Annotated in this window: 14 protein-coding genes; 8 read left to right on the top strand and 6 right to left on the bottom strand. The window is 68.8% G+C overall.

What is annotated here, in order from left to right; translation table 11 throughout:
- Window positions 1-34: 34 nt before the first annotated feature.
- The gene (locus ACEWX3_RS15505; RefSeq protein ID WP_207064792.1) at window positions 35-712 is read right to left on the bottom strand and encodes an MBL fold metallo-hydrolase; all 678 of its coding nucleotides are present in this window, start codon (window positions 710-712) and stop codon (window positions 35-37) included.
- Window positions 713-866: 154 nt separating this feature from the next.
- On the opposite strand from ACEWX3_RS15505, the gene uvrA reads away from it, so the two are divergent.
- Entirely contained in the window at window positions 867-3773 is a 2907-nt protein-coding gene (gene uvrA / locus ACEWX3_RS15500) for an excinuclease ABC subunit UvrA (protein ID WP_374157013.1), read from the top strand.
- Here uvrA and ACEWX3_RS15495 read toward each other — a convergent pair.
- The 4 genes from ACEWX3_RS15495 to ACEWX3_RS15480 form a co-directional block, all read right to left on the bottom strand.
- Window positions 3763-4944 carry a winged helix DNA-binding domain-containing protein gene (locus ACEWX3_RS15495; protein ID WP_374157012.1) on the bottom strand — a complete coding sequence of 394 codons (1182 nt, stop codon included), beginning with the start codon at window positions 4942-4944 and terminating at the stop codon, window positions 3763-3765. The two genes, uvrA and ACEWX3_RS15495, sit on opposite strands and share 11 nt — an antisense overlap.
- 32 nt (window positions 4945-4976) lie before the next feature.
- Window positions 4977-5204, bottom strand: coding sequence for a hypothetical protein (locus tag ACEWX3_RS15490; RefSeq protein ID WP_207064824.1), 228 nt, complete (start codon window positions 5202-5204; stop codon window positions 4977-4979).
- A 163-nt stretch (window positions 5205-5367) separates the two neighbouring features.
- The gene (gene lysX / locus ACEWX3_RS15485) at window positions 5368-8670 is read right to left on the bottom strand and encodes a bifunctional lysylphosphatidylglycerol synthetase/lysine--tRNA ligase LysX (RefSeq protein WP_374157011.1); all 3303 of its coding nucleotides are present in this window, start codon (window positions 8668-8670) and stop codon (window positions 5368-5370) included.
- A gap of 62 nt (window positions 8671-8732) precedes the next feature.
- On the bottom strand, window positions 8733-9095 hold the full coding sequence (locus tag ACEWX3_RS15480; protein WP_163675353.1) for a DUF1844 domain-containing protein: 363 nt from the start codon (window positions 9093-9095) through the stop codon (window positions 8733-8735).
- 240 nt (window positions 9096-9335) lie between these two features.
- On the opposite strand from ACEWX3_RS15480, the gene infC reads away from it, so the two are divergent.
- The 4 genes from infC to ACEWX3_RS15460 all read left to right on the top strand — a co-directional run bounded on the left by infC (window position 9336) and on the right by ACEWX3_RS15460 (window position 11387).
- The gene (gene infC / locus ACEWX3_RS15475; RefSeq protein WP_173012211.1) at window positions 9336-9947 is read left to right on the top strand and encodes a translation initiation factor IF-3; all 612 of its coding nucleotides are present in this window, start codon (window positions 9336-9338) and stop codon (window positions 9945-9947) included.
- A gap of 6 nt (window positions 9948-9953) precedes the next feature.
- On the top strand, window positions 9954-10148 hold the full coding sequence (rpmI, locus tag ACEWX3_RS15470; protein WP_152517179.1) for a 50S ribosomal protein L35: 195 nt from the start codon (window positions 9954-9956) through the stop codon (window positions 10146-10148).
- Between the two features lie 79 nt (window positions 10149-10227).
- On the top strand, window positions 10228-10617 hold the full coding sequence (rplT, locus tag ACEWX3_RS15465) for a 50S ribosomal protein L20 (protein ID WP_152517180.1): 390 nt from the start codon (window positions 10228-10230) through the stop codon (window positions 10615-10617).
- Between the two features lie 23 nt (window positions 10618-10640).
- Window positions 10641-11387 carry a TrmH family RNA methyltransferase gene (locus ACEWX3_RS15460; RefSeq protein ID WP_374157010.1) on the top strand — a complete coding sequence of 249 codons (747 nt, stop codon included), beginning with the start codon at window positions 10641-10643 and terminating at the stop codon, window positions 11385-11387.
- Window positions 11388-11472: 85 nt separating this feature from the next.
- On the opposite strand, the gene ACEWX3_RS15455 is transcribed toward ACEWX3_RS15460, so the two are convergent.
- Window positions 11473-12507: an oxygenase MpaB family protein gene (locus ACEWX3_RS15455; RefSeq protein ID WP_374159868.1), complete on the bottom strand. Its 1035-nt coding sequence runs from the start codon at window positions 12505-12507 to the stop codon at window positions 11473-11475.
- Between the two features lie 158 nt (window positions 12508-12665).
- Here ACEWX3_RS15455 and ACEWX3_RS15450 point away from each other — a divergent pair, with 158 nt between their 5' ends.
- From ACEWX3_RS15450 to pheT, 3 genes are all read left to right on the top strand, one after another.
- Window positions 12666-13526: an adenylate/guanylate cyclase domain-containing protein gene (locus ACEWX3_RS15450; RefSeq protein ID WP_374157009.1), complete on the top strand. Its 861-nt coding sequence runs from the start codon at window positions 12666-12668 to the stop codon at window positions 13524-13526.
- A gap of 183 nt (window positions 13527-13709) precedes the next feature.
- Window positions 13710-14753 (top strand): phenylalanine--tRNA ligase subunit alpha, encoded by a 1044-nt coding sequence (pheS, locus tag ACEWX3_RS15445; RefSeq protein WP_207064786.1) that lies wholly within the window; start codon window positions 13710-13712, stop codon window positions 14751-14753.
- On the top strand, window positions 14753-17239 hold the full coding sequence (pheT, locus tag ACEWX3_RS15440; protein WP_374157008.1) for a phenylalanine--tRNA ligase subunit beta: 2487 nt from the start codon (window positions 14753-14755) through the stop codon (window positions 17237-17239). The genes pheS and pheT overlap by 1 nt, the downstream gene beginning before the upstream one ends.
- Window position 17240: the final 1 nt, after the last annotated feature.

Here is a 17240-nt window from a genome sequence, read left to right as displayed (position 1 = left end):
GATCCTTCACACTGATCCTTTTCGGTCCCTGCCGTCACCACCCGCGGTCGCGCCACTCCTGCAGGTGCGGGCGCTCGGCGCCGAGCGTGGTGTCGTCGCCGTGTCCCGGGTACACGACGGTCTGATCGGCGTACACATCGAACACTCGACTGGTCACATCGCCCAGCAGCTGCTCGAAATCGCCTTCTTTCCAGGTCTTGCCGACGCCGCCGGGAAACAGGCAGTCACCGGTGAACAGATGCACCCGACCGTCGGTGGCCGGCCCGCTGAGCGCCAGCGCCACCGACCCCGGCGTGTGGCCGCGCAGGTGGATGACCTCGAAGCGCAGGTCCCCGACCTCGACGGTGTCACCGTCTTGCAGCAGTCGGTCCGGCCGGACCGGGAGCGGGTCGGCGTCCAGGGGGTGCGCGGCGGTGGGAGCGTGTGTCGAATCTGCGACCTCGGTCAGCGCACCCCAATGGTCAGGGTGCTGATGGCTGGTGACGATGAGCGACAGCGTCGGCGCGTATCGTTCGATCAGATCGAGCAGGAGCTCGGGTTCGTTCGCGGCGTCGATGAGTAGCGTCTGACCGGTTTGGGAACAGGTGACCAGATAGGTGTTGTTGTCCATCGGGCCCACCGATGCCTTGATGATCGTGGCTCCGGGTAGGACGCGTCGCGCGGCGTTGTGCGGCTCGACGTGTCCGGTGTAATCGTCATCGACCACTGTCATGGTGGTCACGTTACTTCCCGGAGTCGGGGCGTCGGCGCTGCCGCCGCGATTCGGGACCGGGCGGCGGGCTCGCTGGCAGCAGGACTTGTCGGTGGGGATGCTTAGCATGGGCCTGTGCTGCGTCTGCGGCCCGTAACGCGTGGAAGGGACATCGTTGGCTGACCGCCTCATTGTCAAGGGTGCCCGGGAACACAATCTGCGTGGCGTCGACTTGGATCTGCCGCGCGACGCGATGATCGTGTTCACCGGGCTGTCGGGTTCGGGCAAATCGTCGCTCGCCTTCGACACGATCTTCGCCGAGGGCCAGCGGCGCTACGTCGAATCGTTGTCGGCGTATGCGCGTCAGTTCCTGGGCCAGATGGACAAACCCGACGTCGACTTCATCGAGGGGCTGTCGCCCGCGGTGTCGATCGATCAGAAGTCCACCAACCGCAACCCGCGCTCGACCGTGGGCACCATCACCGAGGTCTACGACTACCTGCGCCTCCTCTACGCCAGGGCCGGTACCCCGCACTGCCCGGTGTGCGGCGAGCGCATCGCCCGCCAGACCCCTCAACAGATCGTCGATCAGGTCCTCGCGATGGACGAAGGCCTGCGGTTCCAGGTACTCGCACCGGTGGTGCGCACCCGCAAGGGCGAGTTCGTCGACCTGTTCGACAAACTGAACACCCAGGGCTACAGCAGGGTGCGGGTGGACGGAGTGGTGCACCCACTGTCCGATCCGCCGAAGCTGAAGAAGCAGGAGAAGCACGACATCGAGGTGGTCGTCGACCGCCTCACCGTCAAGGCCAGCGCCAAGCAGCGGCTGACCGACTCGGTGGAGACCGCGCTGAACCTGGCCGACGGCATCGTCGTCCTCGAGTTCGTCGACAGGGAAGACGACCACCCGCACCGCGAGCAGCGGTTTTCCGAGAAGCTGGCCTGCCCCAACGGCCACCCTCTGGCCGTCGACGACCTCGAGCCCCGGTCGTTCTCGTTCAACTCGCCGTACGGCGCGTGCCCGGAATGCGTCGGGCTGGGCATCAAGAAAGAGGTCGATCCCGATCTCGTCATCCCCGACCCGGACCTCACCCTCGCCGAAGGCGCGATCGCGCCGTGGTCGATGGGCCACACCGCCGAGTACTTCACCCGGATGCTGTCCGGGTTGGGCGACCAGCTGGGCTTCGATGTCGACACGCCGTGGCGCAAGCTGCCCGCCAAGGCGCGCCGCGCCATTCTCGAGGGCTGTGACGAGCAGGTTCATGTGCGCTACAAGAACCGATACGGTCGCACCAGGTCCTACTACGCCGACTTCGAGGGTGTGCTGGCGTTTCTGCAGCGCCGCATGGAGCAGACCGACTCCGAACAGATGAAGGAGCGTCTCGAAGGCTTCATGCGCGACGTGCCGTGCCCCGAATGCCAGGGCACCCGGCTCAAACCCGAGATCCTCGCCGTCACGATGTCGGCCGGTGACTTCGGCGCCAAGTCGATCGCCGAGGTCGCCGAGCTGTCCATCGCCGAGTGCGCCAGGTTCCTCAATGCGCTGACCCTCGGTTCCCGGGAGAAGGCGATCGCCGGTCAGGTACTCAAGGAGATCCAGTCTCGGCTCGGCTTCCTGCTCGACGTCGGGCTGGACTACCTGTCGCTGTCGCGGGCCGCGGCCACGCTGTCGGGCGGGGAGGCCCAGCGCATCCGGCTGGCCACCCAGATCGGGTCCGGTCTGGTCGGTGTGCTCTACGTCCTCGACGAACCGTCGATCGGACTGCATCAGCGGGACAACCGCAGGCTGATCGACACTCTGGTGCGGCTGCGGGACCTCGGCAACACCCTGATCGTGGTCGAACACGACCTCGACACCATCGCCCACGCCGACTGGGTCGTCGACATCGGGCCCGCGGCCGGCGAACACGGCGGCCGCATCGTGCACAGCGGACCCTATGAAGCTCTTTTGGAGAACACCGACTCACTGACCGGGGCCTACCTGTCCGGCAAAGAGCAGATCGAGGTGCCGGCCCTGCGCCGCCCGGTCGACAAGAAGCGTCAGCTCACCGTGGTGGGTGCCCGCGAGCACAATCTGCGCGAGATCGACGTCACCTTCCCGCTCGGCGTGCTGACCTCGGTGACCGGGGTGTCCGGCTCCGGCAAATCCACCTTGGTCAACGACATCCTGGCTGCCGTGCTCGCGAACAAACTCAACGGAGCGAGACTGGTGCCGGGCCGGCACACCCGGGTGACCGGATTGGACAAGGTCGACAAGCTCGTCCGGGTCGACCAGTCGCCGATCGGGCGGACGCCGCGGTCCAACCCCGCGACCTACACCGGCGTGTTCGACAAGATCCGCACCCTGTTCGCCGCAACGACGGAAGCCAAGGTCCGCGGCTATCAACCCGGGCGCTTCTCGTTCAACGTCAAGGGCGGCCGGTGCGAAGCCTGCTCCGGCGACGGCACGATCAAGATCGAGATGAACTTCCTGCCCGACGTCTACGTGCCGTGTGAGGTCTGTCAGGGTGCCCGGTACAACCGGGAGACGCTGGAGGTGCACTACAAGGGCAAGACCATTGCCGAAGTTCTCGACATGTCCATCGAGGAAGCATCCGAGTTCTTCGCGCCGATCACCTCGATCCACCGCTACCTCAAGACACTGGTGGACGTCGGGCTGGGCTATGTGCGACTCGGTCAGCCCGCGCCGACGCTGTCGGGGGGTGAGGCCCAGCGCGTCAAGCTCGCCTCCGAGCTGCAGAAGCGTTCCACCGGCCGCACCGTCTACATCCTCGACGAGCCCACCACCGGACTGCATTTCGAGGACATCCGCAAGTTGCTGACCGTCATCAACGGTCTTGTCGACAAGGGCAATTCGGTCATCGTGATCGAACACAACCTCGACGTGATCAAGACCTCGGACTGGATCATCGACATGGGGCCCGAAGGTGGTTCGGGAGGCGGAACCGTGGTGGCCACCGGAACCCCCGAGGACGTCGCCGCGGATCCGGACAGCTACACGGGCCACTTCCTGGCCGAGACGCTGGGCGTCTCCCGTCCGACCCGCAAAACCCGAAACGGCCGCCGCAAGGTCAGCGCCTAGCATCCGGTCGGCAGGCGGGGGAGGGAAACCGCGGACTGACGCGGACCCCGTCCAGCCACGCGGTGAGCTGCTCGGCGCGGGATGTCAGGTCGCGGTGTGCGCGACGGCCGACGTCCTCGAGCAGCACGAGTTCGACGCGTCCGGTGTCGTCCTGTCGCCACGCACCGACGACGCGGCCGTCGACCCACACCGTCGGGCCGGCATTGCCGTTGCGGTCGAAAACCTGGTCACGGTGTGCGCCCACGTACCAGTCGCGCTCCAGCCAACCCATCGTCGTGACGTCCAGTGCGGGCAGCAGCGCGCACCACGGCTCGACGTCACCGACGGCGGGTTCGGGCTCCACATCCTCGGGCAGCGCGTAACCCGTGCAGCCGGCCAGATCGACCGGCACGGCATCGACCTCGCTCAGCGCCTGCCGCGCCCAGGTGAGCGTCTGGCCGAACCACCACTTGACGTCGGCGACGGTGGCCGGCCCGAAGGCGGACAGCCACCGCCGCACCAGTTCCGCCCGCGCCAGTTCCGGTGACACCGGCCCCGGCGTGGTCGGCAGCCACTCGGCCATCGTGGTCCAGCGCGGCCGCGACGCGATCCACCGGCCGTCGTTGGGGCCGCGCACGATATCGCCGCGGGCACCGAGCACGGTCAGCACCCTCGGCGCCAAGGGTGTCGGGCCGCCCCAGCGTTTGCCCGGGGCGGTGTCGTGGCTGCCGGCCAATTCTGTGAGCCCTTCGCGCAGTTCCCGCGCGCTGGCCGGCCCGTGCGAGGTGAGATGCTCCAGCACCGCGGCCGCCGCCGCGGCGAACCACGCCTCACCGTCGTCGGTGACGCCGGCTTTCTGCACATCGGCGACGAGTCGCCGCTGTTCGGTGTCGGCGACTCGGTCGCTGGCCGCAGACTGGATCAGGGGAAGATCCTCGGCCTTCACCATCCACAACGTCCGCCGCATCGCCAGGTGCTTGACCACGGTGCGGTCTCGATACATCGCGGTATCGAGGTCGTCGACCGAGAAGCCGGGCGAGCGTGCCCACAGCGTCAGGTACGGGGTGGCCGGGTCGGTGGCGTGCAGACCGACGAAGCTGGCCGCTGCGCCGGCCACCGACGGCGCAGGCTCGTCGAGGAAGTGCCGTCGCGCCAGGCGCGCGCGGCGCTCTTCGGCAGTGATTGACCGCATTGATCGCGACCGTACCGGTGACGTCGGGCAGATCAGCCGGAGTCGTCGGCCCGATGCATGGACTCCCGGATGCGGGCCAGCCGCTCGGCGGCGGCTTTCTGGCGCGCCTCGTACTGCTCCTCGACGGAACGGCCTTCAGGGGTCTCCGAGGCCAGCTCCGCCGCGCCGATCGCGGTGCCGTAGCGGGTTTCGATCTTCTCGCGCACCGACTCGAAGGTTGGCACCCCGTCACGGGTGTAACCGGATGCGGGCTCGGTAATGGTGTCCCCGGGCCCGACCGGCTCAGAAGCGCTGACAGTCTCGTCGGGCTCGGGGGTGGTGACGGTCCCGTCCGGCTGGGAGGCGCTGTCGGGCGCAGGCCACGGCTCGACGATCTCCGCGTCGACAGGCTCGGGCTGCGGTTCGTCCGGCATGCCGCAAACGCTACCGCGGTTTGGCCAGCGGGAAGGGCAGCGTCTCGCGAATGCTGCGCCCGGTGATGAGCATGACGACACGGTCCACGCCCATGCCGAGACCGCCCGTCGGCGGCATCGCGTACTCCATCGCCTGCAGGAAGTCCTCGTCGAGTTCCATCGCTTCCGGATCGCCGCCGGCGGCCAGCAGCGACTGTTCCAGCAACCGGCGGCGCTGCTCGACAGGGTCGGTCAGCTCGCTGTAGGCGGTGCCCAGCTCGACGCCCCACGCGACCAGATCCCACCGCTCCGCGACGCCGGGGATGCTGCGGTGCGGCCGCGTCAGCGGTGACACCGACGTCGGGAAATCGGTGTAGAACGTCGGCTCCTCGGTGCGGTCCTCGACGAGACGTTCGTAGAGTTCGAGCACGACCGCACCGGCGTCCCAGTGCGACAGGTAGGGAATGTGGGCGGCGTTGCAGAGCCGCCGCAGCGTGCCGAGGTCGGTATCCGGCTCGATCGTCTCGCCGAGGGCTTCCGACACCGCGCCGTGCACGGTCTTGACCGTCCACGATCCGGAGATGTCGACGGGCTCGAGAGCGCCGTCGGGGCGTGGACGCCAGAACACCTGGGCTCCGTTGGCGGCGTCTGCGGCGTTCTGGATCAGTTCCCGGCATCCGTCGATCCAGACGCGATAGTCGGCGTGTGCCTGGTAAGCCTCCAACAACGTGAACTCGGGGTTGTGGCTGAAGTCGACGCCCTCGTTGCGGAAGGCGCGCCCGAGTTCGAAGACCTTTTCCACTCCGCCGACGCACAACCGCTTCAGATACAGTTCGGGCGCGATGCGCAGATACAGATCGAGGTCATAGGCGTTGATGTGAGTCATGAACGGACGCGCGTTCGCACCGCCGTGGATCTGCTGCAGGATCGGTGTCTCGACCTCCAGGAATCCCTTGCCGACCAGGGTTTCGCGAATGGCGTGCAGGACTGCGCTGCGCGCTCTGATCAGGTCGCGGGCCTCGGTGTTGATCGCGAGGTCGACGTAGCGGGCGCGCACCCGGGCCTCCTGATCCGTCAGCCCTTTCCATTTGTCGGGCAACGGCCGCAGGCATTTGCCGATCAGCCGCCACCTGGTGACCAGCACCGACACCGTGCCGTTGCGGCTGTGGCCCATCGTGCCCGACACCTCGAGCAGATCGCCGAGGTCGATCACGCGGGTGAAGTCAGCGGTGCCGCCCACGCGTAGCGCCGAGTTGTCAAGCAGGAGTTGGACTTCGGCAGACCAGTCACGCAGTTGCGCGAACAGCACGCCGCCGTAGTCGCGCAGGCGCAACACCCGGCCTGCGACCGACACCTCGGTGCCGTCCTGGGCCGACAACGCCGCGGCGACGGTGTGGCTGGGCGGACTGCCCACCGGATAGGCGTCCACCCCCTCGCTCTGCAGCGCCTTGAGCTTGGCCATCCGAACCCGGACCTGCTCGGGCAGTCCGTGACTCACGTCCTCGTCCGGCCCGCCCGGCAGGCTGACGTCGGGCGCGGAACCGTCACTGTGCAGCAGCCCGGTCGCGACGAGGGTGCCCGGTGCGGCGATGTGGTGGCCGGTGTGGGGCTGCTCGTGACGCTTGGAGAACGGAAGGACCAGAAAGCCTTCCGCGATCACCGAGGCCACCCCGACGCGCGGGACCAGCCGGGCATCCTCGTAGCACGCGTAGCGCGGGACCCACCGAGGCTGGTACTTCATGTTGGACCGGTACAGCGTCTCGAGCTGCCACCAGCGCGAGAAGAACACCAGGATCCAGCGCCACAGTCGTGCGACGGGGCCCGCGCCGAGTTGGGTCCCCTGCTCGAAGGCCGACCGGAACATCGCGAAATTCAGTGACACCCGGCTGATCCCGACGTGCTCGGAGTTCAGGCACAGTTCGCTGACCATCAGTTCGATGGTGCCGTTGGGGGAGCGGGGCGAGCGACGCATCAGATCCAGGGACACCCCGTTGGCGCCCCACGGCACCAGCGACAACATCGCGACCACCTGACCGTCCTCGCGCACCGCCTCCACCAGCAGACAGTCACCGTCGGCGGGGTCGCCGAGTCGCCCCAGCGCCATGGAGAAGCCCCGCTCGTCATCGGTGTCGCGCCAGGCGTCCGCGCGTGTGATCACGTCGGTCATCTCGTCGGCGCTCAGCTCGCGGTGGCGGCGCATCCGCACCGCGACGCCGGCACGGCGGGCCCGGGTCACCGCCTGGCGCACGCCGCGCATCTCCGGTCCGGACAGCCGGAACTCATCGGTGTGCAGGATCGCCTCGTCGCCGAGCTGCAATGCGTTGAGCCCCGCGCCGCGGAAGGCCTGCGCTCCGGCCGCGCTCGCACCCATCACGCCGGGCGCCCACCCGTACGCCAGGCACAGCTCCAACCAGGCCCCGATCGCCTGCGGCCAGGATTTCGGGTCGCCGACCGGATCTCCGCTGGCCAGACACACGCCGACCTCGACGCGGTACGTGATGGCGGCGCGGCCGTCGGGGGAGAACACCACCGCTTTGTCGCGGCGGGTGGCGAAGTACCCCAACGAATCGTTTTTGCCGTAGAGCTCGAGCAGCCCGCGGATCGCTGACTCGTCCTCGCCGGTCAGCGCGTTGTCGGCGCGTTGCGACTGAAACAACACCACTGCGGCCGCCATCAGGGCCAGCGCGCCGAACAAGCCGAGCATCGCGTTGACGAGCCCGTGGGGAGCCCCGCTGAAGGAGTCGGGATCGGCGCCTGCGAATGCGCTGACACGGTTCAGGGCGTAGAGGAACCGGTCCGGTCGCGCCAGCGTGCCCGGAAACAGCTCGAGCAGGGCCCAGCCGATCAGCGTGCCGATCCCCATGCCGGCCACCAGGACACCGGCCGCTTTCGCTAGCGCGCCCCGACGTGCCCTGGCCCAGAACTGCCCGCGTGCCAGGAGCAGGAACACAATGGCCGCGACGTGGAAGACCAACCCGATCATCTCGCCGAACTGCGCCAGCCGGGACTCCTCGCCGGAGAGCAGGTCGGCGATGTTCCACCCGGTTGCGGCGACCATGTAGCCCACGAGCGTCCACCAGGCGATGCGCTTGCGCGCGGCGAGCGCCCCGGCCAGCACCGCCAGCACGAACGCCCACGCGAAGCTGGTGTCGGGGAAGTTGAAGATGTAGTCGTTGACGAACTCACGCGGCACTGCGATGACCGAGCGGACCAGCGGCGAGATGCTGGCCAGCAGCGACAACGTGGCGATGATGCCGACCGTCCAGCCGGCGGCCGCCGGCACCCAGCGGAAGCGCGAGCGGGCAGCGGCCCGGATGGGACTCGTGACGGTCATACGCCGGGAGGATATGCGCTCACCAGGCCCACCGGGCAGATGTCCGGCTTCGGCGAGTGGCGCTACCAGACCGGCCCGGTGTACTTCTCTCCCGGCCCCTTACCGGGCTCCTCGGGTGCCGCGCTGGCCTCGCGGAACGCCAGCTGCAGGGATTTCAACCCGTCGCGCACGGGTCCGGCGTGCGGTCCCAGATATTCGGCGGACGCGGTCACCAGACCGGCCAGTCCGGTGATCAGGCGGCGGGCCTCGTCGAGGTCGCGATGGGGGCTGTCGTCGGGGTCGTCGGCCGACAGCCCGAGCTTCTCGGCGGCGGCACTCATCAGCATCACCGCGGCACGGGTGATGACCTCGACGGCGGGGACGTCGGCGAGCTCGCGTACGGACAGCTCGGCTGCCAGGGAGGATGGTTCGGGAACCTCGGTCATGCCTGCTAGACTGGCATGCGCGACCGTCCCGGCAACGTCCGGGACAGCAAAGTGGAGTCCCGCTCCCACCGTTCACCGACGATACGTCGGAGGTGCAACGGTCCGGTCACAGACATCGCAGATGTCTGTCCTGGTCGGTGTCGGGCCCTGCTCTGAGCAGGGCTTTTCTGTTCTGTAGGGACAGGGCGCCGGATAAGTGTGGACTCCTCGAGGACAGCAGGATCTATCCAGGGAGGCCCCATCAGCACTGAGACCCGCGTCAACGAGCGCATCCGCGTACCTGAAGTCCGCCTGATCGGACCGGGCGGTGAACAGGTAGGCATCGTGCGCATCGAAGATGCTCTCCGCGTTGCCGCGGATGCCGATCTCGATCTCGTCGAAGTAGCTCCCAATGCCAGGCCGCCGGTCTGCAAGATCATGGACTACGGCAAGTACAAGTACGAGACGGCCCAGAAGGCGCGCGAGTCTCGCAAGAACCAGCAGCAGACCGTCGTCAAGGAACAGAAGCTGCGTCCCAAGATCGACGACCACGACTACGAGACCAAGAAGGGTCACGTCGTCCGCTTCCTGGAAGCCGGGTCGAAGGTCAAGGTGACCATCATGTTCCGCGGACGTGAGCAGTCGCGGCCCGAGCTCGGGTTCCGGCTCCTGCAACGCCTGGGCGCCGACGTCGCCGACTACGGCTTCGTCGAGACGTCCGCCAAGCAGGACGGCCGCAACATGACGATGGTGCTGGCCCCGCACCGCGGCGCGAAGACTCGCGCCAAGGCGGCGCACGATGCAGACGCTCCAGCGGCGCAGCGCAAGGCGCAGCCCGCCCAGGAAGCACCCACCGATACCCCACAGAACTGAGGAAACATGCCGAAGGCGAAGACCCACAGCGGCGCGTCGAAGCGGTTCCGCCGCACCGGAACCGGAAAGATCGTGCGCCAGAAGGCCAACCACCGCCACCTGCTCGAGCACAAGCCGTCGACCCGCACCCGCCGGCTCGAAGGCCGCACCGAGGTGTCGGGCAACGACACCAAGCGCATCAAGAAGATGCTCAACGGCTGAGCGCTCCACCCGCTAGACCGGTGGTCCGACCGTCCCGGCCGGACCCCGACCCCTGACTGAACGACGATAGGAAACTCCCATGGCACGCGTGAAGCGCGCGGTCAACGCGCAGAAGAAGCGGCGTACCGTACTCAAGGCATCGAAGGGCTACCGGGGCCAGCGCTCGCGGCTGTACCGCAAGGCCAAGGAACAGCAGCTGCATTCGTTGACCTACGCCTACCGGGACCGCCGCGCCCGTAAGGGTGAGTTCCGCAAGCTGTGGATCTCGCGCATCAACGCCGCGGCCAGGTCCAACGACATGACCTACAACCGGCTGATGCAGGGCCTCAAGGCCGCCGGCGTGGAGGTCGACCGCAAGAACCTCGCCGAGCTGGCCGTCAGCGACCCGGCTGCCTTCACCGCGCTGGTCGAGGTGGCCAAGGGCGCACTGCCTGCCGACGTGAACGCCCCGTCGGGCGAGGCTGCCTGACCCTCACCGAGCGTTCTGCCCGGGTGGTGGCGGCGGTCAAACTGCACCGCCACACCGGGCGCCGCCGCGCCGCACGTTTCCTCGCCGAGGGGCCCAACCTCGTCGAGGCCGCGCTGCGGCGCGGACTCGTTTCCGAGGTGTTCGTCACCGAGAGCGCTGCCGCCCGGTTCGCCGACCTGCTCGCCGGCACCCCGACCCAGCTCGTCACCGAACGCGCGGCAAAAGCATTGTCAGACACGGTGACTCCGGTGGGCCTGGTGGCCGTGTGCACGATTCCTGACGCCGGCCTCGCGCAGGTGCTCGCCGACGCGCCCACGTTGGTCGCTGTGCCTGTCGGCGTCTCCGAGCCCGGCAACGCCGGAACCATCATCCGCGTCGCCGACGCCATGGGCGCCGACGCGGTGGTACTCGCCGGCCCGAGCGTGGATCCGTACAACGGCAAGTGCCTGCGCGCCTCGGCCGGCAGCATCTTCTCGATCCCCGTCATCGCCGAGCCCGACACGCAAGCAGTGGTCGCCGGCCTGCGGGACGCAGGATTGCAGGTGTTGGCCACCGTGCTGGACGGTTCGGTGAGCCTCGACGACGTCGACCTGGCCCGACCGACCGCATGGTTGTTCGGGCCGGAGGCCCACGGCTTGCCGCCGGACGTCGTCGAGCTCGCCACAGCCCGGGTGCGAATCCCGATGGCGGGCAACGCCGAAAGCCTCAACATCGGCTCCGCGGCGGCCATCTGCCTCTACCAGAGCGCGCGCGCCTCCCGCGACCGCTGACCGTTGCGCGGCACGACGCTGCCCTGGCGGGCGTGACAATCCGCGCCGGCGTGGATCGGTAACCCGGGCTTCGCGGAGGAGGTTCTCAGGCCGCCTCGGTCCGGCCGCGCGCCGGGCGCACGCCGGCCAGCGAGAACGTCGAATGCACCAGCGAGCCGACGCGGTCCAGGAGCGACTTGCGGGTCGGCACGTAGTGCATCGGCATTCCTCGACGATCCCGCGGCGGGGCCATGAACGCGGGCGCTTCGACCAGCGGCGCGTCCGGCGCCAGCTTGCCCTCCGCACGGCGGTAGGCGGCCAATGCACGCGGATGCAACCGGATCTCGTCGGGTACGGCCACGAATGCGAACTCCACCAGCTTGCCGAACAGCCGCAGCAGAATCTCGTCGCCGGGTGTCCATCGCATGCCCGCTCGCTCGCGCAGCGCCGGGTCGAAAACCCCTGCGGCGATCCAGCGTTGCGCATCGACCATCGGCTTGAACATCTGATCCCAGACCGGTGTCGGCATCAGCACGAACCGCGGCTTGGGAATCCGGATGGAGAAGATGTCCAGTGTCGCCCGGTTGATCTCGAGTTCCTCGTCGCACTTGTGTGCCCAGTACTCCTGAAAGGCCTCCCAGGACGACGGCACCGGCCGCATGCTCATGCCGTACATGCGATACCACTGCACGTGCTCGTCGAACAGCTGGCGTTTCTCGGCTTCGGTCAGTCCGCCGCAGAAGTACTCGGCAGTCTTGAGGATCAGCATGAAGAACGTGGCGTGCGCCCAGTAGAACGTCTCGGGATTCAGCGCGTGGTAGCGCCGCCCGGCGGCGTCGACACCCTTGATGGTCTTGTGATAGCTGCGAATCTGCGCGCCCGTGGACGCGGCGCGGTCGCCGTCGTAGACGACTCCCATGATCGGATACACCGACCGCGCGACTCTCTGCAACGGTTCGCGCAGCAACACCGAGTGATCCTCGACGCCCGCTCCGAGTTGGGGGTACATGTTCTGGATCGCGCCGATCCACACGCCGAGCATGCCGGTGCGGACGTCGCCGAAGTACCTCCACGTCAGCGAGTCCGGCCCGAGCGGATTGTCGGTCGGGACGGTCGTCGAGGAGGTCGAATGGTCTGCCATCGCCGTTGATCGCATCGCCTCACGATAAGCGTGACAACGACCGTTGTCTACGAATTCCACGCACCGCGCGGCCAGTGTTATACACCCTCCACACCGGCGGCATACGCGCGTGACCTGCGAATTTATCCGGTCGTTTCGGCTCGATTAGGCTGAGCGGCGTGGACGACGCCGAGTCGAGTGAGCCGGGAACCGATCACTCGTCAGGCCCGCTCGGCTGGCTGCGGGGAGTCAATCAGCACGACGGTGTCGTTTCCGCCATCCGTCGCGCCCGGCGGGCCCTGCCCGGTGATCCCGAGTTCGGCGATCCGCTGTCGGTGTCCGGTCTGGGCGGACCGCGAGCGGCCGCCCGGGCCGCCGACCGCCTGTTGGAACGCGCAGCCGCATCCCGTGAGCTCAGCCTGGGGGCGTTGCAGGTCTGGCAGGCCCTGACCGAGCGGGTCTCGGGCCGGCCTGCCAACGCCGAGGTGACGTTGGTGTTCACCGATCTGGTCGGTTATTCGGCGTGGTCGCTGAACGCCGGCGATGAGGCGACGCTGCGGTTGCTGCGCCGCATGGCCCAGGTGGTGGAGCCTCCGCTGCTGGAGTCGGGGGGCCACATCGTCAAGCGCATGGGCGACGGCATCATGGCGGTGTTCTCCGATCCGACCACCGCCGTCCGCTCGGCGATCGCCGCTCGCGAAGCGATCAGGGCCGTCGACGTCGACGGATTCACCCCACGCATGCGGGTCGGCATCCACACCGGACGCCCGCAGCGCATCGGCTCGGACTGGCTGGGCGTCGACGTCAACCTGGCCGCGCGGGTGATGGAACGCGCTACGCGCGGCGAGCTCATGGTCTCCGCCGCGACGCTGGAACGGATCCCACAGGAGGAGTTCGACACGTTGGGCGTGACCGCACGCAAGCTCCGGCGCCAGATGTTCGCACCCAAGCAGGACGGCGTCCCGCCCGACTTCGTCATCTACCGGCTCAAGAGCCGCAAGCCGACCGACGAGGACGACGGCGAAGCCACGGGATCGTGACGGCACTCTCCCGACCTCGGCGATGAATTCCCGTTGGCGCTGCGCTCACGGCGGCTCTCACTCGCACTTTGCCGCCGAGGTCGCAGTCTGAACGCCGGTGGGTCGGACGGATCGGCGGGAGGGTGTGGCGCCCCCGACCAAATGGATGCGAAGCGCGGCGAGCCCATCACCTATGATCGCCGGGTGGCTGAGCAGCCAGTGGACCTATCCGACACCGCACTCGACGAGGCGGTGCGTGCCGCCGTGCGCGCCTTCGACCAGGCCGGCACCCTCGACGAGCTGTCCCGCGCGAAGACAGAGCATCTCGGCGACCGGTCGCCGATCGCTCTGGCGCGCCAGGCCCTCGGGTCGCTGCCCAAGACGGAACGCGCTGACGCGGGCAAGCGCGTCAACGTCGCCCGCGCCGCGGCGCAGGCCGCCTACGACGAACGGCTGGCGGCGCTGCGTATCGAACGCGACGCCGCCGTGCTGGTGGCCGAACGCATCGACGTCACCCTGCCGTCGACCCGCCAACCTGTCGGCGCCCGCCACCCCATCACGATCCTCGCCGAACACGTCGCCGACACCTTCGTGGCGATGGGCTGGGAGCTGGCCGAAGGGCCCGAGGTCGAGACCGAACAGTTCAACTTCGACGCGTTGAACTTCCCGCCGGACCATCCGGCCCGCAGCGAGCAGGACACCTTCCACGTCGCACCCGAGGGGTCGCGGCAGGTGCTGCGCACCCACACCTCGCCGGTGCAGATCCGTGCCCTGCTCGAGCGTGACCTGCCGGTCTACATCGTCTCGATCGGCCGCACGTTCCGCACCGACGAGCTCGACGCCACCCACACCCCGGTGTTCCATCAGGTGGAGGGCCTGGCAGTGGACAAGAACCTCACGATGGCCCATCTGCGGGGCACCCTCGACGCGTTCGCGCGCTCGGAGTTCGGCCCCGAGGGCCGCACCCGGTTCCGCCCGCACTTCTTCCCGTTCACCGAGCCGTCGGCCGAGGTCGACATCTGGTTCCCGAACAAAAAGGGCGGTCCGGGCTGGGTCGAGTGGGGCGGCTGCGGCATGGTCAACCCGAATGTGTTGCGCGCGTGCGGCATCGATCCCGAGGTGTACTCGGGCTTCGCATTCGGCATGGGATTGGAGCGCACCCTGCAGTTCCGCAACGGCATCCCCGACATGCGCGACATGGTCGAGGGCGACGTCCGGTTCTCGCTACCGTTCGGGGTGGGAGCCTGATGCGCCTTCCCTACAGCTGGCTGCGCGAGGTCGTGGCAGTCGGCGCCCCGGGCTGGGACGTGTCGGCCGAGGACCTCGAGCAGGCGCTGATCCGTATCGGCCACGAGGTCGAGGACATCATTGCGGTCGGCCCGGTCAGCGGACCGCTGACGGTCGGTCGCGTCGCCGAGATCGAAGAACTCACCGAGTTCAAGAAGCCGATCCGGGCGGTGAAGCTCGATGTGGGGGAGCCGCAGCTACGTGACATCGTATGCGGGGCAACGAACTTCGCGGTCGGCGACCTCGTGGTCGCGGCCCTGCCCGGGACGGTGTTGCCCGGCGACTTCCGCATCGCTGCGCGAAAGACCTACGGGCGCACCTCCGACGGCATGATCTGCTCGCCTGCCGAACTCAACCTCGGCACCGATCACTCCGGGATCTTGGTGCTGCCGCCCGGAACCGCCGAACCGGGTGCCGCGGCCGCCGACGTGCTGGGGCTCGACGACGTCGTGTTCCATCTGGCGATCACACCGGACCGCGGCTACTGCCTGTCCGTTCGGGGGATGGCCCGCGAGATCGCCAACGCCTACGACCTCGACTACGTCGACCCCGCGGAGGTGGCCCCCCTGCCCGCCGAGGGCGAGGCGCTGGCGGTGACCATCGACGCGGGCACGGGTGTGCAGCGGTTCGGGCTCCGGCCGGTGACCGGCATCGACCCTCATGCGGTGTCGCCGTGGTGGATGCAGCGCCGTCTGCTGCTGTCCGGGATCCGGGCGATCTCGCCTGCGGTGGACGTGACGAACTACGTGATGCTCGAACTGGGGCATCCGATGCACGCGCACGACCGTGGCCTCATCAGCGGTGGCTTCCGGGTGCGGTTTGCCGAGCCGGGTGAGACGGTCGTCACGCTCGACGACGTCGAACGCACACTGGATCCCGCCGACGTGCTGATCGTCGACGACGCCGCCACGGCCGCGATCGGCGGGGTGATGGGAGCGGGGACCACCGAGGTCCGCGACACCACCACGGATGTGCTGCTGGAGGCGGCGGTGTGGGATCCGGCTGCGGTGTCGCGCACGCAACGTCGGCTGCACCTGCACAGCGAGGCGGGACGTCGATACGAGCGCACGGTCGACCCCGCGGTGTCGGTCGCCGCGCTGGATCGGTGCGCCGCACTGCTCGCCGACATCGCCGGCGGCACCGTCGAGCCGCGGCTGACCGACTGGCGCGGCGACCCGCCGACCGAGGACTGGTCGCATCCGCCGGTCAGCATGCCTCTGGATCTACCCGACCGCACCGCCGGAGTCGACTATCCGGCCGGCACCGCCGAGAAACGGTTGACACAGATCGGCGCGGCGGTCCGCGTCGACGAAGGCCGGATCACCGCGACGCCGCCGAGCTGGCGGCCCGACATCCGTCAGCCCGCCGACCTGGTCGAGGAGGTCATGCGCCTCGAGGGGCTCGACGCGATCCCCTCGGTGCTGCCCACCGCCCCTGCCGGCCGGGGCCTGACACCCGGTCAGAAGCGTCGCCGGGCCGTCGGGAAATCGCTGGCGCTGAGCGGATTCGTCGAGATCCTGCCCACGCCGTTCCTGCCTGCGGGCATCTTCGACAAATGGGGCCTGGACGACGACGACCCGCGTCGGCGCACCACCTCGGTGCTCAACCCGCTCGAATCCGACCGCCCGCACCTGGCCACCACGCTGCTGCCCGGACTGTTGGAGGCGTTGAGCCGCAACGTCTCCCGCGGTGCCGTGGACGCGGCGTTGTTCGCGATCGCGCAGGTGGTCGAGCCCACCAGCGACACCCGCGCGGTCGAGCGCATCCCGAATGACCGCCGGCCCACCGACGACGAGATCGCGGTGCTGGATTCCTCGCTTCCGCACCAGCCCCAGCACGTCGCCGCGGTGTTGGCCGGTCTGCGTGAACCTGCGGGCCCCTGGGGTCCCGGGCGCCCGGTGGAAGCCGCCGACGCGTTCGAAGCCGTCCGCGTGATCGGGCGCGCCGCAGGAATCGACCTGACCCTGCGCGCCGCCGAACACCTGCCCTGGCATCCCGGCCGATGCGCGGCGGTCATGATCGGCGACGTGGTGGTCGGGTACGCCGGCCAGCTCCACCCCGCGGTCATCGAGCGGTCCGGGCTCCCGAAGGGCACCTGCGCGCTCGAGCTCGACCTCGACGCCGCGCCGATCGTGGAGTCACTGCCCGCACCCACGGTGTCGCCGTTCCCGGCGGTGTTCCAGGACGTCGCGCTCGTCGTGGCAGACGACGTGGCGGCCCAGAGCGTGGTCGACGTGGTCCGCGCCGGGGCCGGGGAGCTGCTCGAGGACGTGCGGCTCTTCGACGTCTACACCGGGCCTCAGATCGGTGCGGGCCGTAAATCGCTGGCCCTGGCTCTGCGGTTCCGCGCGCCGGACCGCACGCTGACCGAGGAGGAAGCCAGCGCCGCACGCGACGCCGCGGTGGCGGCCGCGGCCGAGAAACTCGGGGCTGAACAACGCCGCTGAG

Source organism: Mycobacterium sp. G7A2, from assembly GCF_041902445.1.
Taxonomy (GTDB): domain Bacteria; phylum Actinomycetota; class Actinomycetes; order Mycobacteriales; family Mycobacteriaceae; genus Mycobacterium.
The sequence above is the reverse complement of the archived record's forward strand: the minus strand, read 5'-3'. Positions and strand labels throughout refer to the sequence as shown.

Excerpts from the sequence above, each read along its gene's own strand:
- ACEWX3_RS15505 (WP_207064792.1), bottom strand. The coding sequence starts at position 712 with ATGACAGTGGTCGATGACGATTACACCGGACACGTCGAGCCGCACAAC.
- ACEWX3_RS15495 (WP_374157012.1), bottom strand. The coding sequence starts at position 4,944 with ATGCGGTCAATCACTGCCGAAGAGCGCCGCGCGCGCCTGGCGCGACGG.
- lysX (WP_374157011.1), bottom strand. The coding sequence starts at position 8,670 with ATGACCGTCACGAGTCCCATCCGGGCCGCTGCCCGCTCGCGCTTCCGC.
- ACEWX3_RS15480 (WP_163675353.1), bottom strand. The coding sequence starts at position 9,095 with ATGACCGAGGTTCCCGAACCATCCTCCCTGGCAGCCGAGCTGTCCGTA.
- rpmI (WP_152517179.1), top strand. The coding sequence starts at position 9,954 with ATGCCGAAGGCGAAGACCCACAGCGGCGCGTCGAAGCGGTTCCGCCGC.
- rplT (WP_152517180.1), top strand. The coding sequence starts at position 10,228 with ATGGCACGCGTGAAGCGCGCGGTCAACGCGCAGAAGAAGCGGCGTACC.
- ACEWX3_RS15455 (WP_374159868.1), bottom strand. The coding sequence starts at position 12,507 with ATGGCAGACCATTCGACCTCCTCGACGACCGTCCCGACCGACAATCCG.
- pheT (WP_374157008.1), top strand. The coding sequence starts at position 14,753 with ATGCGCCTTCCCTACAGCTGGCTGCGCGAGGTCGTGGCAGTCGGCGCC.